General features: G+C 43.0%; 19 protein-coding genes and 1 other RNA gene. 13 read left to right on the forward strand and 7 right to left on the reverse strand.

The features are described 5' to 3' along the window. Nucleotides 1–33 precede the first annotated feature (33 nt). Nucleotides 34–1,521, reverse strand: a complete 1,488-nt coding sequence (locus AC2CGA_RS01430) for an aldehyde dehydrogenase family protein (protein WP_003153776.1) — start codon at nucleotides 1,519–1,521, stop codon at nucleotides 34–36. 182 nt (nucleotides 1,522–1,703) lie between these two features. Here AC2CGA_RS01430 and AC2CGA_RS01435 point away from each other — a divergent pair, with 182 nt between their 5' ends. The 3 genes from AC2CGA_RS01435 to AC2CGA_RS01445 all read left to right on the forward strand — a co-directional run bounded on the left by AC2CGA_RS01435 (nucleotide 1,704) and on the right by AC2CGA_RS01445 (nucleotide 2,750). Next, nucleotides 1,704–1,907, forward strand: coding sequence for a DUF6501 family protein (locus tag AC2CGA_RS01435; protein ID WP_025852320.1), 204 nt, complete (start codon nucleotides 1,704–1,706; stop codon nucleotides 1,905–1,907). A gap of 65 nt (nucleotides 1,908–1,972) precedes the next feature. Then, nucleotides 1,973–2,113, forward strand: coding sequence for a DUF4025 domain-containing protein (locus AC2CGA_RS01440; protein WP_003153781.1), 141 nt, complete (start codon nucleotides 1,973–1,975; stop codon nucleotides 2,111–2,113). A 292-nt stretch (nucleotides 2,114–2,405) separates the two neighbouring features. Continuing rightward, on the forward strand, nucleotides 2,406–2,750 hold the full coding sequence (locus AC2CGA_RS01445) for a PH domain-containing protein (protein WP_003153783.1): 345 nt from the start codon (nucleotides 2,406–2,408) through the stop codon (nucleotides 2,748–2,750). A gap of 44 nt (nucleotides 2,751–2,794) precedes the next feature. On the opposite strand, the gene AC2CGA_RS01450 is transcribed toward AC2CGA_RS01445, so the two are convergent. Both AC2CGA_RS01450 and AC2CGA_RS01455 read right to left on the reverse strand, forming a co-directional pair. Continuing rightward, a complete protein-coding gene (locus AC2CGA_RS01450) occupies nucleotides 2,795–3,028 on the reverse strand; it encodes a hypothetical protein (RefSeq protein WP_003153785.1) in 234 nt (77 codons plus the stop codon). Beyond that, nucleotides 3,025–3,297, reverse strand: a complete 273-nt coding sequence (locus AC2CGA_RS01455) for a hypothetical protein (protein WP_003153786.1) — start codon at nucleotides 3,295–3,297, stop codon at nucleotides 3,025–3,027. The genes AC2CGA_RS01450 and AC2CGA_RS01455 overlap by 4 nt, the downstream gene beginning before the upstream one ends. 70 nt (nucleotides 3,298–3,367) lie before the next feature. Here AC2CGA_RS01455 and AC2CGA_RS01460 point away from each other — a divergent pair, with 70 nt between their 5' ends. Beyond that, on the forward strand, nucleotides 3,368–3,850 hold the full coding sequence (locus AC2CGA_RS01460; protein WP_003153787.1) for an Hsp20/alpha crystallin family protein: 483 nt from the start codon (nucleotides 3,368–3,370) through the stop codon (nucleotides 3,848–3,850). On the opposite strand, the gene AC2CGA_RS01465 is transcribed toward AC2CGA_RS01460, so the two are convergent. Continuing rightward, nucleotides 3,837–4,070, reverse strand: a complete 234-nt coding sequence (locus AC2CGA_RS01465; RefSeq protein WP_014305194.1) for a hypothetical protein — start codon at nucleotides 4,068–4,070, stop codon at nucleotides 3,837–3,839. The two genes, AC2CGA_RS01460 and AC2CGA_RS01465, sit on opposite strands and share 14 nt — an antisense overlap. A gap of 92 nt (nucleotides 4,071–4,162) precedes the next feature. Here AC2CGA_RS01465 and gerPC point away from each other — a divergent pair, with 92 nt between their 5' ends. The 7 genes from gerPC to AC2CGA_RS01500 all read left to right on the forward strand — a co-directional run bounded on the left by gerPC (nucleotide 4,163) and on the right by AC2CGA_RS01500 (nucleotide 9,834). Next, nucleotides 4,163–4,543 (forward strand): spore germination protein GerPC, encoded by a 381-nt coding sequence (gene gerPC, locus AC2CGA_RS01470; protein WP_044053333.1) that lies wholly within the window; start codon nucleotides 4,163–4,165, stop codon nucleotides 4,541–4,543. An 83-nt stretch (nucleotides 4,544–4,626) separates the two neighbouring features. Continuing rightward, nucleotides 4,627–5,118 (forward strand): TraR/DksA family transcriptional regulator, encoded by a 492-nt coding sequence (locus AC2CGA_RS01475; RefSeq protein ID WP_003153790.1) that lies wholly within the window; start codon nucleotides 4,627–4,629, stop codon nucleotides 5,116–5,118. 144 nt (nucleotides 5,119–5,262) lie between these two features. After that, nucleotides 5,263–5,889: an FMN-dependent NADH-azoreductase gene (locus AC2CGA_RS01480; RefSeq protein ID WP_003153791.1), complete on the forward strand. Its 627-nt coding sequence runs from the start codon at nucleotides 5,263–5,265 to the stop codon at nucleotides 5,887–5,889. Nucleotides 5,890–6,103: 214 nt separating this feature from the next. Further along, a non-coding RNA gene (ssrS, locus tag AC2CGA_RS01485) (6S RNA) lies at nucleotides 6,104–6,289 on the forward strand. A 107-nt stretch (nucleotides 6,290–6,396) separates the two neighbouring features. Further along, on the forward strand, nucleotides 6,397–8,175 hold the full coding sequence (gene recQ, locus AC2CGA_RS01490) for a DNA helicase RecQ (protein WP_003153793.1): 1,779 nt from the start codon (nucleotides 6,397–6,399) through the stop codon (nucleotides 8,173–8,175). A gap of 235 nt (nucleotides 8,176–8,410) precedes the next feature. After that, nucleotides 8,411–9,283 carry a 3D domain-containing protein gene (locus AC2CGA_RS01495; RefSeq protein ID WP_003153795.1) on the forward strand — a complete coding sequence of 291 codons (873 nt, stop codon included), beginning with the start codon at nucleotides 8,411–8,413 and terminating at the stop codon, nucleotides 9,281–9,283. A 158-nt stretch (nucleotides 9,284–9,441) separates the two neighbouring features. After that, a complete protein-coding gene (locus AC2CGA_RS01500; protein WP_031306618.1) occupies nucleotides 9,442–9,834 on the forward strand; it encodes a hypothetical protein in 393 nt (130 codons plus the stop codon). A gap of 31 nt (nucleotides 9,835–9,865) precedes the next feature. Here the strand turns inward: AC2CGA_RS01500 and AC2CGA_RS01505 are convergent, their stop codons facing one another. Both AC2CGA_RS01505 and AC2CGA_RS01510 read right to left on the reverse strand, forming a co-directional pair. Next, the gene (locus AC2CGA_RS01505) at nucleotides 9,866–10,843 is read right to left on the reverse strand and encodes a S66 family peptidase (protein ID WP_014305190.1); all 978 of its coding nucleotides are present in this window, start codon (nucleotides 10,841–10,843) and stop codon (nucleotides 9,866–9,868) included. A 64-nt stretch (nucleotides 10,844–10,907) separates the two neighbouring features. After that, nucleotides 10,908–11,411, reverse strand: coding sequence for an N-acetyltransferase (locus AC2CGA_RS01510; protein WP_014305189.1), 504 nt, complete (start codon nucleotides 11,409–11,411; stop codon nucleotides 10,908–10,910). 188 nt (nucleotides 11,412–11,599) lie between these two features. Here AC2CGA_RS01510 and AC2CGA_RS01515 point away from each other — a divergent pair, with 188 nt between their 5' ends. Together AC2CGA_RS01515 and AC2CGA_RS01520 are read left to right on the forward strand one after the other, a co-directional pair. Beyond that, a complete protein-coding gene (locus tag AC2CGA_RS01515) occupies nucleotides 11,600–12,382 on the forward strand; it encodes a VLRF1 family aeRF1-type release factor (RefSeq protein WP_003153800.1) in 783 nt (260 codons plus the stop codon). 144 nt (nucleotides 12,383–12,526) lie between these two features. Further along, nucleotides 12,527–13,063 (forward strand): DUF420 domain-containing protein, encoded by a 537-nt coding sequence (locus AC2CGA_RS01520; RefSeq protein ID WP_003153801.1) that lies wholly within the window; start codon nucleotides 12,527–12,529, stop codon nucleotides 13,061–13,063. Nucleotides 13,064–13,127: 64 nt separating this feature from the next. On the opposite strand, the gene AC2CGA_RS01525 is transcribed toward AC2CGA_RS01520, so the two are convergent. Next, a complete protein-coding gene (locus tag AC2CGA_RS01525; protein ID WP_003153802.1) occupies nucleotides 13,128–13,793 on the reverse strand; it encodes a lysozyme family protein in 666 nt (221 codons plus the stop codon). Between the last annotated feature and the right edge of the window lie 180 nt (nucleotides 13,794–13,973).

A 13,973-nucleotide genomic window follows, 5' to 3' on the forward strand; every position in this document is an offset into this window, starting at 1 on the left:
AAACTGCTGACAGGCAGCAGTTTCTTGTTTGATTTAATCTTCCAGGTTGATCCAGACGCTTTTCACTTCTGTATAATTATTCAGCGCGTAAGAGCCCATTTCCCGCCCGAGGCCGGATTGCTTATAGCCGCCGAAAGGAGATGCCGCATCGAAAACATTGTAGCAGTTGACCCAAACGGTGCCGGCTTGGAGACGGTCAGCAATGTAATGAGCGTTTTTCACATTTTCAGTCCAAAGTCCGGCTGCAAGACCGTATTCCGAGCGGTTCGCCCGTTCAATGACTTCATCAACCGTATCATACGGAATGGCGGCTAAGACCGGGCCGAAAATTTCTTCTTTTGCGATGGTCATGCTGTCATCCACATCCGCAAATACAGTCGGGGAGACAAAATACCCTTCTTCAAACGGGCAGCTGCCGCCCGCGACAGCTTTGGCTCCTTCCGCTTTTCCTTTTTCAATATATGAAAGCACGCGCTCATGCTGTTCCTGGCTGACGAGCGGGCCGATTTGTGTATCTTGGTGAAGGCCGGCGCCTTGCTGAAGCGATTTCGCATATGAAACCATTTCGCTGACGACCTCATCATATTTGTCTTTGTGAATGAAGACACGGGAGCCTGCGCAGCATACTTGCCCCTGATTAAACATGACCCCGTTTAAAGCGCCGGGAATGGCTTTCTTCAAATTGGCGTCTGGCAAAATGATGTTAGGTGACTTTCCGCCAAGCTCCAGTGTCACGCGTTTAATTTTTTTTGCGGCTTTTTCCATGATTTTTTTGCCGATTTCTGTAGAACCGGTAAAAGCGAGTTTATCGACATCGTCATGGTTGGTCAGCGCTTCCCCGGCCGTCTCGCCGAACCCTGGGACAATATTGATGACGCCGTCAGGGAAGCCCGCCTGATCTATTAATTCCGCTAAATAGAGGGCGGTCAGCGGTGTCTGCTCCGCCGGTTTCAAAACGATTGTGCAGCCTGTGGCAAGGGCGGCGCCCATTTTCCACATCGCCATAAGGAGCGGAAAGTTCCAAGGGATGATCTGCCCCACGACGCCGACAGGCTCATGGCGGGTGTAATTAAAATATGAGCCGGCGACCGGAATCGTTTGTCCGGTTATCTTTGTAGACCACCCGGCATAATAACGCATATGCTCAATTGCGAGCGGGATATCCCCATTCGTCGTTTCATTAATCGGTTTTCCGTTATCAAGTGTTTCAAGCTGCGCGAGTTCCGTTTTGTGCTCTTCCATTAAATCGGCAAGCTTATACATCAGCCTGCTTCTGGAAGCGGCCGGCATAGTGCGCCATTCGCCGTGATCAAAGGCTTTGCGTGCCGCTTTCACTGCACTGTCAATGTCTTCTGTCTGTGCCTCGTAAAGCGTCATCAGCGTTTCTCCGGTTGCCGGATTCGGTGTGACAAATGTTGATCCTGAAGCGCTCGGAACAAATTTTCCGTCAATATAAAGTTTCTTCGTACCCTGTAAAAATGTTTCCAGCCTTTTTGTGATCTGCATCGTTAAAGAACTCATTCGTAACAAACCTCCCGAAATTTTTTATGGTCTGTTTTGAGCATCTTGATGTCCGCGCAAAGTAAGCGCATACAGTCATTCTATAATAACACCCCCGGTAAAATCAATCGATAACCGTTATTGCAATTCACAAGAAAAAACGGCTACAATAAGCTTATCGATTAAGAAAAGGAGTTTTATAAATGATTCATAATAATTGGCAGACAAAAGAAAGCGTCAAAAAGGTCAAATGCGTACATACAGATGCGAAAAAATACATTGTCAAAAATGTGCTGACGCCGGGTAAAGAGTATGAAGTCAAAAATGAAACAGAAGAATTCATTTTTGTTGCAGACAATACAAACAAAGTCGGAGGCTTCTACAAAGCGTATTTTGAAGAAGTTTAAAGCTGAATGAATTTATTTTGCCTGAGCCATACTAAAAAAGACTACATATAAAGGGTGGCTGCAAAATGAAAAAAACAGAGCAAGACAAACAAAATAAAACATCAGATCAGCTTCAGCAAGTGCAACCTGAAGAAGGCACCGACACGACGATGGAACAAATTTCAGATACCTATAAAGAAGGAACAATTGAAGATACGGATCGTTGATGTTTTGTTGAAACCGCGGCATTGGAGAAGCCGCGGTTTTTTATGGCGAAAATAAAAAACTGACTTTTCGAAAAAAATACCGTTTTCTTGAAACCTTTTCTTCCGCTGAATCGTATTACTTCATAACAGCGGCACCTTTCGCGAAGGGCTTTTTTGATGAACGTTCTAAAAATGTAATCTGTTCGTAATGGTTTAAATGCCGTCTATGTCGTATTCTTATATAGGGATAAAGAACTTATTTTTTATGATTGTAATAAAACAATAGTATAGAAGCAGAAAGTGGGGTTCTTCATTGGGAATTTTTTCTGTCAGCAGATCAACCGACACAAAAAAGCTGGAGGCTTTGCTCGTTGAGGGAGAACGGATCGAAACGATTTATAAACTGCGGGTTGACCAAATATGCTTTACGAATAAACGAGTGATTTTCTTTGATAATAAAATGTTCTCCAAAAAGAAAGTGCGCGTATTTCTTCCATATAAAACAATTGAAAGCTTCGCCATTCAAGAAGCGGGAATGTTTGATCCCGATACCGGGCTTGTATTAATGACAAGGGGAAAAACTTTCGAATTGGAATTTGCAAAAGAAACGGACTTGACTGAGGTTCAAGCCATCTTAACAAAATACTTATGCAGTTAAATATCACATAAAAGCCATCCGAATGCATGCGGATGGCCTTTTTATTATATAATGCTTGTTTTTCCGGAGTTCGAATCAATGAGATCCGGATCAGCGATAGAACTGATGGGAATATAAATCGGCGCCAAATCACCATTTTCTTCACCGAATCCGTAGTTGATCTTATTGGATAAAAAATAATCGATTTGCTGATACGGGCCGATCGTAATGGAAGAACCGCGGTCGACCGCATTTACTTTAAAGCCTCCTACATTTACCAAAACCGGCGAAAACATCATAATGGGCCTCCTTTTCCGGCAGGGATTTTGTCGCATGCAGACTCAAAGGTTGATGGAGAATCAATTTGATCCCGGTCATCCACTTTGCCGTTCGTGCCGATGAAGCCGCTTGCATCTCCGAAGTTCTGTCCGTATCCCTGATTCTTTTTATCAGAATTCTGCCATTCCGCCAGTAAATTTTGTCCGACATTCACCGCTGAAGCATTTTCAAAGGAATTAATTTTCAACATGAAAATATTAATATTGATATATGGAGTTGGTTGAACCACAGGCAAACCTCCTTTAATACAGGTGTATGCCGGCTGTTATGACCGTATGCTTAGACAGGGGGCGATAAAAATGGATTTCGATAAGATGAAGCAATGGATGGAAATGGCGCAAAACATGTCCGGCGGCGACTTTTGGAAAAACGTTTTTGATGATGAACAACTGAAATCATTTCAAAACGGCCATTCTCATTTTCCCTTTCAACAGGGAGATGGGCAAATGAGAAGAAATGAGGATGCTTTTCCTCTTATAGATATTGTGGAAACCCATGATGAGCTCCAATTTTTGCTGTATCTGCCCGGCTACCGGAAACAAGATGTTCAGCTTTTGTCCTATGGAGAATATATTGTCGTAAAAGGCACGAGAAAATCCTTTTTCAATGAACAGGATTTTAAACAGAAGACCGGAAAATACGGCGATTTTGAAAAAAAACTCGATCTTCCGCATTCCGCTCAAGGTACGAAGGGAATGCAGGCGGTATTCAAAGACGGGATTTTATATATATCGATTGCTAAACATCTGGGGGATGCAAGCCAGATCATTATCGAAGGCTGATCTTGTTCGCTGTGCCATCTATCAGATCTGAATCATCGATACTCATGATAGGGATGGCGACAACGGTGCAATCACCGTTTTGTTCACCGTACCCTTCATTTCTTTTATTGGCTGCTGTGTTTCTCACCATAACGGAAGAGCCGGTGTTAAAAGCCGCTCCGCCGCTGATTCCGTTCATTTTTATATACTCAAAGTTGATAACGGATGGAAAAAACATCATGATTCGCCTCCTTTTTGTATATCATGTTTATATATTCGCAATACGGGACGCATAGAACTTTCCAAGAGTGACGGGGAAAGAAGTGATTTTCTTTGAAAAAAATAATGAAAGAGATGTTCAAAAAAGTGTGTGAAGAAGAATTAGACCGGCTTAAGAAAGTGGAACAACAGCTTGATGAGCTTCAGGATAAGTGTCATTTTGAGCCGCAAACGGTTGAAGGGGAAAAAACATATGTCCATATTGAGCACGTCAAAGTGGACAAGGTTGAATACAATATTGATTTTGAACAGCTGAGTATAGAAGAGCTGAGCGGTATGCTGAATATCGGCGCCACTTACCATACACCGGCGCACAGGCTCAAACAAGCCTGCGCTGAAGAAAGTCGGGACAACCCGCAAAATGATGCTGCGAAAGAAAAAAGACAGACAAAGCAGCAGACACCCAATGTCACCATCAGGGGGAGAAAGCATTGACCCCCATTGTTTCATCCTCCTTTTTCGAGGGTATGTATTAACAGATGCAGCGAAGAATACAGACGAAAAAGGAGATGATGAATATGTCATTATCAAAAGAACAGCAGGACAGCCTTTATCATAAATTAATCGATTTAAAGGAAAGTCTTCAGGGAGAATCAAAAGAAAATCATTCAATGAGCGAAGACACAGGAGAACTGTCGAACGGAGTAGATAATCACTTAGCTGATCACGGAAGCATTTATTTGGACAGGGTCACGAATCAGACGCTGGACGGTGTCGATCAGAATCTTTTAGATGAGGTGAACGCCGCGCTTGAACGAATGGATAAAGGAACATACGGGATTTGCGAGAAAACGGGAAAAGAAATTCCTTATGAAAGACTTGAAGCCGTACCGTACGCCAGAATGACCGTCGAAGCGCAGCGAGAAACAGAAGGGGATGTGAAAACAGACGCTCCGTCATATGAAAGGGAATTTCACGAGCAGGTGAAAGACCTCTCAAATAAAGAAACCGTTGATCAAAAAAGCTCACAAACTTACGAAATCCTGGATCGCGAGCAGGATTCACAATAATAGCAGCAGGTACATTCATATGTACCTGTTTTTTTATTCCATAAAAAATCTCAGAATCGAAATAAAATCATTGACTTTATATAAAAAAGAAAGTAACATACTATTTGTAAGTAAATATTAAAAGATTACCGGGAGGAATTTAGAATGTCTCAAGTATTATTTGTAAAATCAAGCGACCGTACGGCTGAAGAAGGCGTGTCCGTAAAATTATACGAAGCGTTTCTGGCTGCTTATAAAGAAAACAATCCGAATGATGAAGTGATCGAACTTGATCTTCATAAAGAAAACCTTCCTTACCTCGGAAGAGATATGATTAACGGAACATTCAAAGCTTCAAAAGGAATTGAAATGACAGACGAAGAGAAAAAACAAGCGTCAACTGCTGACATTTACTTAAATCAATTTGTCAAAGCTGACAAAGTCGTGTTTGCATTCCCGCTTTGGAACTTCACAGTGCCTGCTGTGCTTCATACTTATGTTGATTACCTGTCTCGCGCAGGGGTTACTTTCACATACACGCCTGAAGGCCCTAAAGGTCTGATGGGAGATAAAAAAGTAGCGCTCTTAAACGCACGCGGCGGCGTATATTCTGAAGGACCGATGGCATCTCTTGAAATGTCATTAAACTTCATGAAAACCGTTCTCGGTTTCTGGGGTGTCCAAGATCTTCACACTGTTGTCGTTGAAGGTCATAATGCTGCACCGGATAACGCTCAAGCGATCATTGAAAAAGGACTGCAAGAAGCGAAAGATCTGGCTGCAAAATTCTAATTGCCATAACTCTTGCGCCCCTACAGGGTGTGAGAGTTTTTTCTATTATAGAAGAAACTGGCGGCAGCTTTCGATTCAATCTTATATTGATATATTGATATTTTGTCGAAAAAACAATTTTTATGTAGAATAAAGCATTTTTCACAAAGAAAAAAGGTTTTCTGTAAAAGAATTAACCCTCTTGCCAAAATACGACTGATGGTGTAGGATATAAGAGAAGCTACATTGTTCGTATTGTTAATTAAGTTTTAACCTTTAAGCTGTAATAGGGAGTTTTATATCGAAGCCGGAATGTCATGCCTCCATTGCAGAGGACGACAGGAACGCTTCTGCAAACACCCACTTTGAGGAGTGGTGGTTTAAAACTTTCTTACTTGCGTACGGCATACGTAGCGAAAGCCATTTCCCTTGCGGAGATGGCTTTTTATTTTGAATTGCCCTTGAGCAGCGTACTTTATCAGTATGATAAAATGAAAGAATCAAAGACAAAGTGAGGTTTTACAACATATGCTGGATAAAGCCCAATCCCTTCTGGCGCATTATTTTGGCTACGACAGTCTTCGCGCGGGCCAAAAGCAGGCGATACAATCAGTTGCAGAGGAGAGAAAAAACACGGTCTGCATTATGCCGACGGGGGGCGGAAAATCAATCTGCTATCAGATTCCCGCACTGCTGTTTGAAGGAACCACAATCGTTATTTCCCCTCTTATTTCCTTAATGAAAGATCAAGTCGACGCGCTTGAAGAAGCGGGTATCGCGGCAGCTTATATTAACAGCACCCAGACAAGCCGTGACATTCATGAGCGCCTGACCGGTTTGAAACAAGGGGCTTACCGGCTCTTTTACATCACACCGGAGCGTTTGACTTCTTCTGAATTCATTCACATCCTGCAGAATATTACGGTTCCTCTTGTCGCCATTGACGAAGCTCACTGTATATCGCAATGGGGACATGATTTCAGGCCGAGTTACCGGAATATCGAAATCCTTTTTAATGAATTAAAAGAACCGCCCGTCATCATCGCCTTAACGGCGACGGCTACGCCTGAGGTTCATGATGACATCTGCAAGCAGCTTCATATTAAGAAAGAACAAACTGTATATACCGGTTTTGCCAGAGAGAATTTAACGTTTAAAGTAGTAAAGGGCGAAAACAAAGACCGGTTTATCGAGCGGTACCTCGAAAAAAATAAACACGAAGCCGGCATTATATATACAGCGACAAGAAAAGAAACCGACCGTTTATATGAGAAATTAAAACGCAGCGGCATCAATGCCGGCCGTTATCACGGCGGATTGGCGGATGATGACAGAAAAGACCAGCAGGAGCGTTTTCTTAACGATCAGATACAAGTGATGGTAGCTACGTCCGCTTTCGGAATGGGAATCGATAAGAGCAACATCAGGTTTGTTTTACACGCGCAGATTCCGAAAGATATGGAGAGCTATTACCAGGAAGCCGGACGGGCCGGGCGCGACGGTCTTAACAGCGAGTGTGTGCTCTTATTTTCGCCGCAGGATATTATGGTGCAGCGTTTTTTAATAGACCAATCGGCCGCCGGAGAAGAAAAACAAAAGCAGGATCTCAAAAAACTGAGACAGATGGTGGATTACTGTCATACGGAAGATTGCCTGCAGCGGTTTATTCTGAAGTATTTCGGCGAGAATGAGGCGGAAGCTTGCGAAGCGTGCGGCAATTGCACTGATACAAGGACCGCCCATGACGTCACAAAAGAAGCGCAGATGGTATTGTCTTGCATCATCAGAATGAATGAGCGCTTCGGAAAAACGATGGTGGCGCAGGTGCTTAGCGGGTCAAAAAATAAAAAAGTGCTGGAAAACGGCTTCAGCAGCCTGTCCACTTACGGCATTATGAAGCATCAATCCGCAGCGGAAATCAGTGATTTTATCGAATTTCTTATTTCAGATGAATATATCAGAATGGCGGACGGCACATTTCCCACGCTTATGGTCACCCAAAAAGGCAGGGACGTTCTGCTTGGAAAAAGCGCAGTCGCGAGAAAAGAAGCCTTACAGGCCGCCGCCGTTACCGAAAATGATGAATTATTTGAGCTTCTCCGGCGTCTCCGCAAAGAGATTGCAGCTGAACAGGGTGTGCCTCCATTTGTCGTGTTCTCAGACCAGACGTTAAAAGAAATGTCGGCGAAACTTCCGAAAACAGATCAGGATCTTCTTTCCGTAAAAGGGGTCGGGGAACAAAAAAGATTGAAATACGGAGCGGTTTTTTTAGAAGAAATCCGAAATTATGTAAGAGAAACAGAGTGAAAAAAAGTTTTTTTAGAAATTTGCACATTGTGTTTTTCATGGGCGCCGGAAAAATCAGAAGCTTGAAAACCCTTGCTGTATCAAGGTTTCAGCAAGACTTACCAAGCGAGAGAAATGTTTCATGTAAAGGAACTGTAATCTAATTCAAATCGTTTTGTTATTGAACTGACATTTTCATATGTTACGATATCACCTGTTAGCCGCCAATAAAAAGCTAACAAGGGAGGATTTACTTATGAAGAAGACGATTATGTCCTTTGTCGCAGTTGCAGCAATTTCAACAACTGCATTTGGAGCTCACGCTTCTGCTAAAGAAATCACGGTGCAAAAGGGTGACACGCTCTGGGGGATCTCGCAAAAAAACGGAGTGAACCTAAAGGACTTAAAAGAATGGAATCAGTTATCTTCTGATTTAATCATTGAAGGAGAGAAACTGACTATTTCTTCAGTAGAAACAACCACATCTGGGCAGTACACAGTGAAGCAGGGCGACAGCCTCTGGAAAATTGCTCAGAAATTCGGAACATCAGTCGGCAATCTGAAAAGCTTGAATAACTTGCAATCAGATATAATTTACGCAGGCACAACGTTAAATGTGAAAGGTCAGGCTCAGGCTGCACAGCCGGCTCAAGAAGCCAGCCAGCCGCAAACTGAACAAAAACCAGCTGCTGAGACAGAACAGCCGAAACAAGAAGCTGTCAAAAACGAGCAGCCTAAACAAGAACCTGTTCAAGAACAACAACAACCTAAACAAGAAGCGAAGGCTGTCGAAGCAAAACAGCAGCCTGTTCAATCAAATACAAACCAACAAGAGCCTAAAAAGCAGCTGACAATGACTGCAACTGCTTACTCTGCTAACGACGGCGGCATTTCCGGTGTAACGGCAACCGGTGTTGACTTAAACAAAAACCCTGATGCAAAAGTCATCGCGGTAGACCCTAGTGTCATTCCGCTTGGCTCTAAGGTTTATGTTGAAGGTTACGGAGTGGCAACAGCAGCAGATACAGGCGGCGCAATTAAAGGAAATAAAATTGACGTATTTGTTGCAAAGAAAAGTGACGCTAACAACTGGGGCGTCAGAACAGTAAATGTTAAAGTATTAGACTAGTTTCATATAGAGATGAAGAACACAAGGCGAAATGCTTTGTGTTCTTTTTTTCTTCCCTTTTTTGACTGTATATAATCGTTATATGCGGAAAAAGAAAAAGCGTTTCTCTAATATAATAAGGAATGGATGTGAAAAAAGAATCGGAAGGGATGAATCTGATGGAGCCGGAATGTATATGTTTATGGAATGCCTCCACGGAATCACCGGTGTTTCAAGCAGGTATATGCACCGCTTTCGCCATTGTGCTCGTTATCGGACTGTCTATGCCTGCTGTCAGGCTGTTTCAGGCGCTTGACAGAGGGAGAGGAAGGCCAGCCGTTATTGAAAAGGTGAGACGTACTGGCGTGATGAAGAATGGCAGGCACGAGCTTGTACTTATTTTAAACGTAAAAAACCAAGACGGAACGCATGATAAACGTGAACTGACACACGCCGTATATAATGAAGAGATCAGCCGTTTTTATGAAGGAGCTTCCGTATGGGTAACGGCAGCGGCTGGCGGACGAATTATGATCGCTCCTCGCACGCCGCGGCATAAGGCGTCAAAATAAAAAGACGGGGCGGTTTTCCCGTCTTTATGTATTAATGCCGATCGATCCATATCCGTCCGCCTTCTGAGCCGGCTTCTATCCTGCATGCTCCTCCGATCGGGAATGTCATCAAAGGGGAGGTATGGCCGAAATCAGCATTTGCGATAACAGGCATGGATGACAGTTCTTCTTTTGTACGGATGACGGCACGCAGAGCCTCCTCAGACACATTTGAAGCATGCTGGAAACGTCCGATGACAATTCCCTTCACGGCTGAAAAAGCGGGAAGATGGATGAGTGACTGCAAATCCCGGTCAAACATATGAATGTCCGACATATGATCATCTTCTATAAACAGAATCACTTGTTCCATCTCCGGAAAGTATTCGGTGCCCTGCAGAAGATTCAGCGTGCATAGATTTCCTCCGATCAGTGTTCCTTCCGCATATCCGGGCTGAATAACGAGCGGTCCCGGATTCCGATAAAAACGTCTGTCCTCCTGGTTCAAATACCATTTATCATCACTCCACTCGGATGAAGGTTTTACCTCATACGGGTTGTCAGAAGCACAGCAGGCCAAGAAAGAGTCAATCGTATAGTCCAGCCCTTTTTTCATGGCAAATGAAGAAAAATGGGGACCGGAATATGTAATAAGGCCGGTTTTTTGATATATGGCATGGCCGAGAGCGGTAATATCTGAATAGCCGCAAAGGATTTTCGGATGCCGCTTGATGTTTTCATAATCAAGGTAGCGGAGCAGCTGATTTGATTGGAAGCCGCCGAGTGTCGTCAAAATCGCTTTGATGTCAGGATCAGCGAAAGCTTCGTGCAGATCCCGTACACGCGATTCAATCGATGATGAATGAAATTCATTTATTTCTTTCGCATTCTCTGAAAAAGAGACACAAAAGCCCAGCTCCTCCAATTTTGTCTTCGCGGCATTTATATTTTCATCTGACATAGCGGACATGCTTGTGGCCGGAGACACAATACGGATGCCGTCGCCTTTTTTCAATTTTTCCGGATACAAAAAAAACCCTCCTTAAATGGTTTAATCTATTACACCATATTAACGAGGGTTTATCTATCATTTTTTACAGGTCGACCCATTTAATGCCGCCTGATTGCGTATCATTGTCAATCCAGACATCAAATTGATGCTTTTCATAAAAATGAACGAGCCGGTCGACATGATCCCAATCACGCTTAGCGATGTCGCCCGTCACTTTCGGGATATTCTGCTCTCTGGCGATATGTTTTAAAAATTTCATGCAGATCGAGCCGTAGCCGTGGTTCGGCGGGCCTTTAATATCCCCGATATGAATGGCATTGTCATAATAAGAAGCGATCAGTGAAAAACAGCCTCTTCCCCGGTAGGCTGATTCACAATCAGTCAGCATAATCTTACATGTTTGGCCATCATCAATCGAGGAAACAATGATCCAATCATCATTGTTCGATTGATCAATACCAAGCACTCGCGCGTCTTTTGATACATCTATCAGATTTTCCCGCATTCTGAAAATCTGAAATTCAAGTTTATGAAGCTCTTTTTCCAGCTCTTTCTGATCTCTTTCTTCTGCAGTAAACAAAATCATACTCCTTTCACAGCGTAAAAGTCTTAGTCAAACACAAGTATCCATTGTAGTAAATGATGTCTTGGTTTGTAAATGGGTTTTGCAAAAACTTTTTTAGAAAAGTCTGCCGTTTATATGTGGATTGACGTTTTTAAGGCGGTGCAGATAGGGAAAGGAACAGTGAGCAGCGGAAAAAGGAGGAATCTATAATGGCAATTGACTCACTCATCGGCAAATTGAAGTACGTAATGACGGAATCTCCTGATAAAATGCTTTCCTTATATGTAAATACGGATATGAGAAATCCGGATCAGCAGGGGGGAGAGTGGAAAATCGCCTTGAAAACCGGTTTTCGGAGATTAAAAGAGTATCTGTCTGTAAGTGATCCGGAAGAAGAAAAATCTCTCGTCCGCATCATGGAACGTGTCTATCAATATATCGATGGGCTTGGTAAAGAGATGCCGCGAAGCCTCGTATTTTTTGCATCGGGGGAAGGCGGTGTCTGGGAGACGATTGAATTGCAGGTGCCTGTCGAAACACGATTTTATTGGGAAGAAACGGCTGTCCTTGATCAATTAGAACTTCTCCGTGAACAATTTCCAAGCACGGCTTTTATTCTCACCCAGCAGAATGAAGTGAAGATCATAGAAACAGTACTCGGAAAAATTGAAGGGGTGGAGCATTATCAATACGACGTCATCAATGAATCGTGGAAACCGCAGGATGTAAGCGGAAGCTCCGCATCAATGGACGAAGACGCCGCCAAAGTCCATGTCGAAGAAAACCAAAACAGGCTGTATAAACGATTGGCTTCAAACCTTGATCAAAAGGCCGCTTCACACCAATGGGAGCGTCTCGTAATCGCAGGGGACAAAGAAACAGCCGATATTCTCGATCAGCATATGAATAAACCGATAGATCGGATCATTCCAAAAAATCTGTTGAATGAAAACGAACATAAAGTGATAGAAGAACTGTTGAAGGAAGCATAATATGACGAAAGGCCGGGTCTCAAACACCCGGTCTTTTTAGGGCTTAAGTTTGTCTAATTTCTGACGAAGCGGACGAAACCGTTGACATCAAAGCTGAATTCTCATACCATTTGGATAGTCAGTAAAATTGAGAGAGGTCATAAGATGAATCAGACAGAAAACAAACCTAAAAGTTATACCGGTATCGTGCTGACATTGACCGTTTTGATCAACGGGTTAATTGCGGTGCTGTTTTTTATGCCGAAATCGGGACAGGTCAGCATTGCCAATATTCATATTCTGCCGATGTTAAATGCTATTTTTAACAGCTTTACTTTTATCTTTTTGCTGGCAGCGCTCTTTATGATTAAGCAAAAAAATATTCAAGCGCATAAACGCTTTATTTTGGCGGCGTTTACGACGACTCTGCTGTTTTTGATCTGCTATGTCGTGTACCACTCGATAGCTGAGAATACTTTATTCGGCGGCCACGGCATCATTCGGGGGATTTATTTCTTTATTTTGATTACGCACATCTGTCTTTCCGCCGTTATCGTGCCGCTTGCGCTGTTTACGCTGATCAGAGGATTCAGCATGCAGGTGGAGCGCCACAAAAAAATCGCGAGATGGACGATGCCGCTCTGGCTGTATGTCAGTCTGACGGGTGTCATTGTATACTTAATGATCTCACCGTATTATTAAAAAAAGCCGTGCTCTGCGCGGCTTTTTTCTATTGATGGAAAAAGGCGCCTCATCAGGGCGCCTTTTACTCTTCAAGCGTTTCAAGTGTTGTTACATTTAAGGATTGTTCAACGGTTTTTGTTTTTGCTTTTACTTTTTCTGCGTACGTGTAATCACCATAGCAGTAGGGATAACGGAAATTGTCTTTGTTCCCTCCGCAAGTGTAAAGTTTCGGATTCTTTTTGACCTGCTGCTCGGAGTATTGTTTTGCCAGTTCCTCAGTATGCGATCCTCCATGTTCAGCCACAAAATCAATATAGCCGGCTCCCATGTTGTAGCTTTGTATAATCGTATCCAAGTCTACGCCTTTTTTCTTGCCTGTTTGGTACATGAGAGTGAATTGTTTGATTCCCTGTTTGATACTGGTTTGAGGGTTTTTAATCTCATTTCGCTTTAAACCCAGAGATTCTGAAGACTGCATGGGATCATTTCCTCTTCCTTTTGACTCCTGATATATCATGCCGAGTACAAGCGATGTATATTTGGTGAGTCCTTTTTCATCCAGCTCGTCTTCAACAAGCGGTTTGTAATCTGTCAGCCGTTCAAGCACGATCGGTTTGACATCAAACGGAAGGCTTTTGAGCCATTCATTATTTGAAAATAACAGAATGAGGAAGAAGGAAACCATGACAAAAACACATATCATCATAAGACCCGCGGCAGCGAAACAGCCTTTTTTCTTTTTCTCCACTGTGTTTCACCCTCAATTTCAGGAGCATTATGACTTTTTCATTATGACACAGATGAATGCGCGAAACCAAGCGGAAACCCGTATTTGAAACATAAATTTAAAATAACGGTTCTTTTGTCAGGCGCAGGATGTACCTGCATCAATTGACATTTGGTATAATTGGGCTACTTGAGAAAAGAA

The sequence above is a fragment of the Bacillus sp. SYZHCR11 genome (assembly GCF_057196865.1).

Bases quoted from the DNA above. Each gene is read 5' to 3' on its own strand.
- AC2CGA_RS01430 (WP_003153776.1), bottom strand. From the start codon at position 1,521: ATGAGTTCTTTAACGATGCAGATCACAAAAAGGCTGGAAACATTTTTA.
- AC2CGA_RS01435 (WP_025852320.1), top strand. From the start codon at position 1,704: ATGATTCATAATAATTGGCAGACAAAAGAAAGCGTCAAAAAGGTCAAA.
- AC2CGA_RS01440 (WP_003153781.1), top strand. From the start codon at position 1,973: ATGAAAAAAACAGAGCAAGACAAACAAAATAAAACATCAGATCAGCTT.
- AC2CGA_RS01450 (WP_003153785.1), bottom strand. From the start codon at position 3,028: ATGATGTTTTCGCCGGTTTTGGTAAATGTAGGAGGCTTTAAAGTAAAT.
- AC2CGA_RS01460 (WP_003153787.1), top strand. From the start codon at position 3,368: ATGGATTTCGATAAGATGAAGCAATGGATGGAAATGGCGCAAAACATG.
- AC2CGA_RS01465 (WP_014305194.1), bottom strand. From the start codon at position 4,070: ATGATGTTTTTTCCATCCGTTATCAACTTTGAGTATATAAAAATGAAC.
- AC2CGA_RS01475 (WP_003153790.1), top strand. From the start codon at position 4,627: ATGTCATTATCAAAAGAACAGCAGGACAGCCTTTATCATAAATTAATC.
- AC2CGA_RS01480 (WP_003153791.1), top strand. From the start codon at position 5,263: ATGTCTCAAGTATTATTTGTAAAATCAAGCGACCGTACGGCTGAAGAA.
- recQ (WP_003153793.1), top strand. From the start codon at position 6,397: ATGCTGGATAAAGCCCAATCCCTTCTGGCGCATTATTTTGGCTACGAC.
- AC2CGA_RS01495 (WP_003153795.1), top strand. From the start codon at position 8,411: ATGAAGAAGACGATTATGTCCTTTGTCGCAGTTGCAGCAATTTCAACA.
- AC2CGA_RS01500 (WP_031306618.1), top strand. From the start codon at position 9,442: ATGGAGCCGGAATGTATATGTTTATGGAATGCCTCCACGGAATCACCG.
- AC2CGA_RS01510 (WP_014305189.1), bottom strand. From the start codon at position 11,411: ATGATTTTGTTTACTGCAGAAGAAAGAGATCAGAAAGAGCTGGAAAAA.
- AC2CGA_RS01515 (WP_003153800.1), top strand. From the start codon at position 11,600: ATGGCAATTGACTCACTCATCGGCAAATTGAAGTACGTAATGACGGAA.
- AC2CGA_RS01520 (WP_003153801.1), top strand. From the start codon at position 12,527: ATGAATCAGACAGAAAACAAACCTAAAAGTTATACCGGTATCGTGCTG.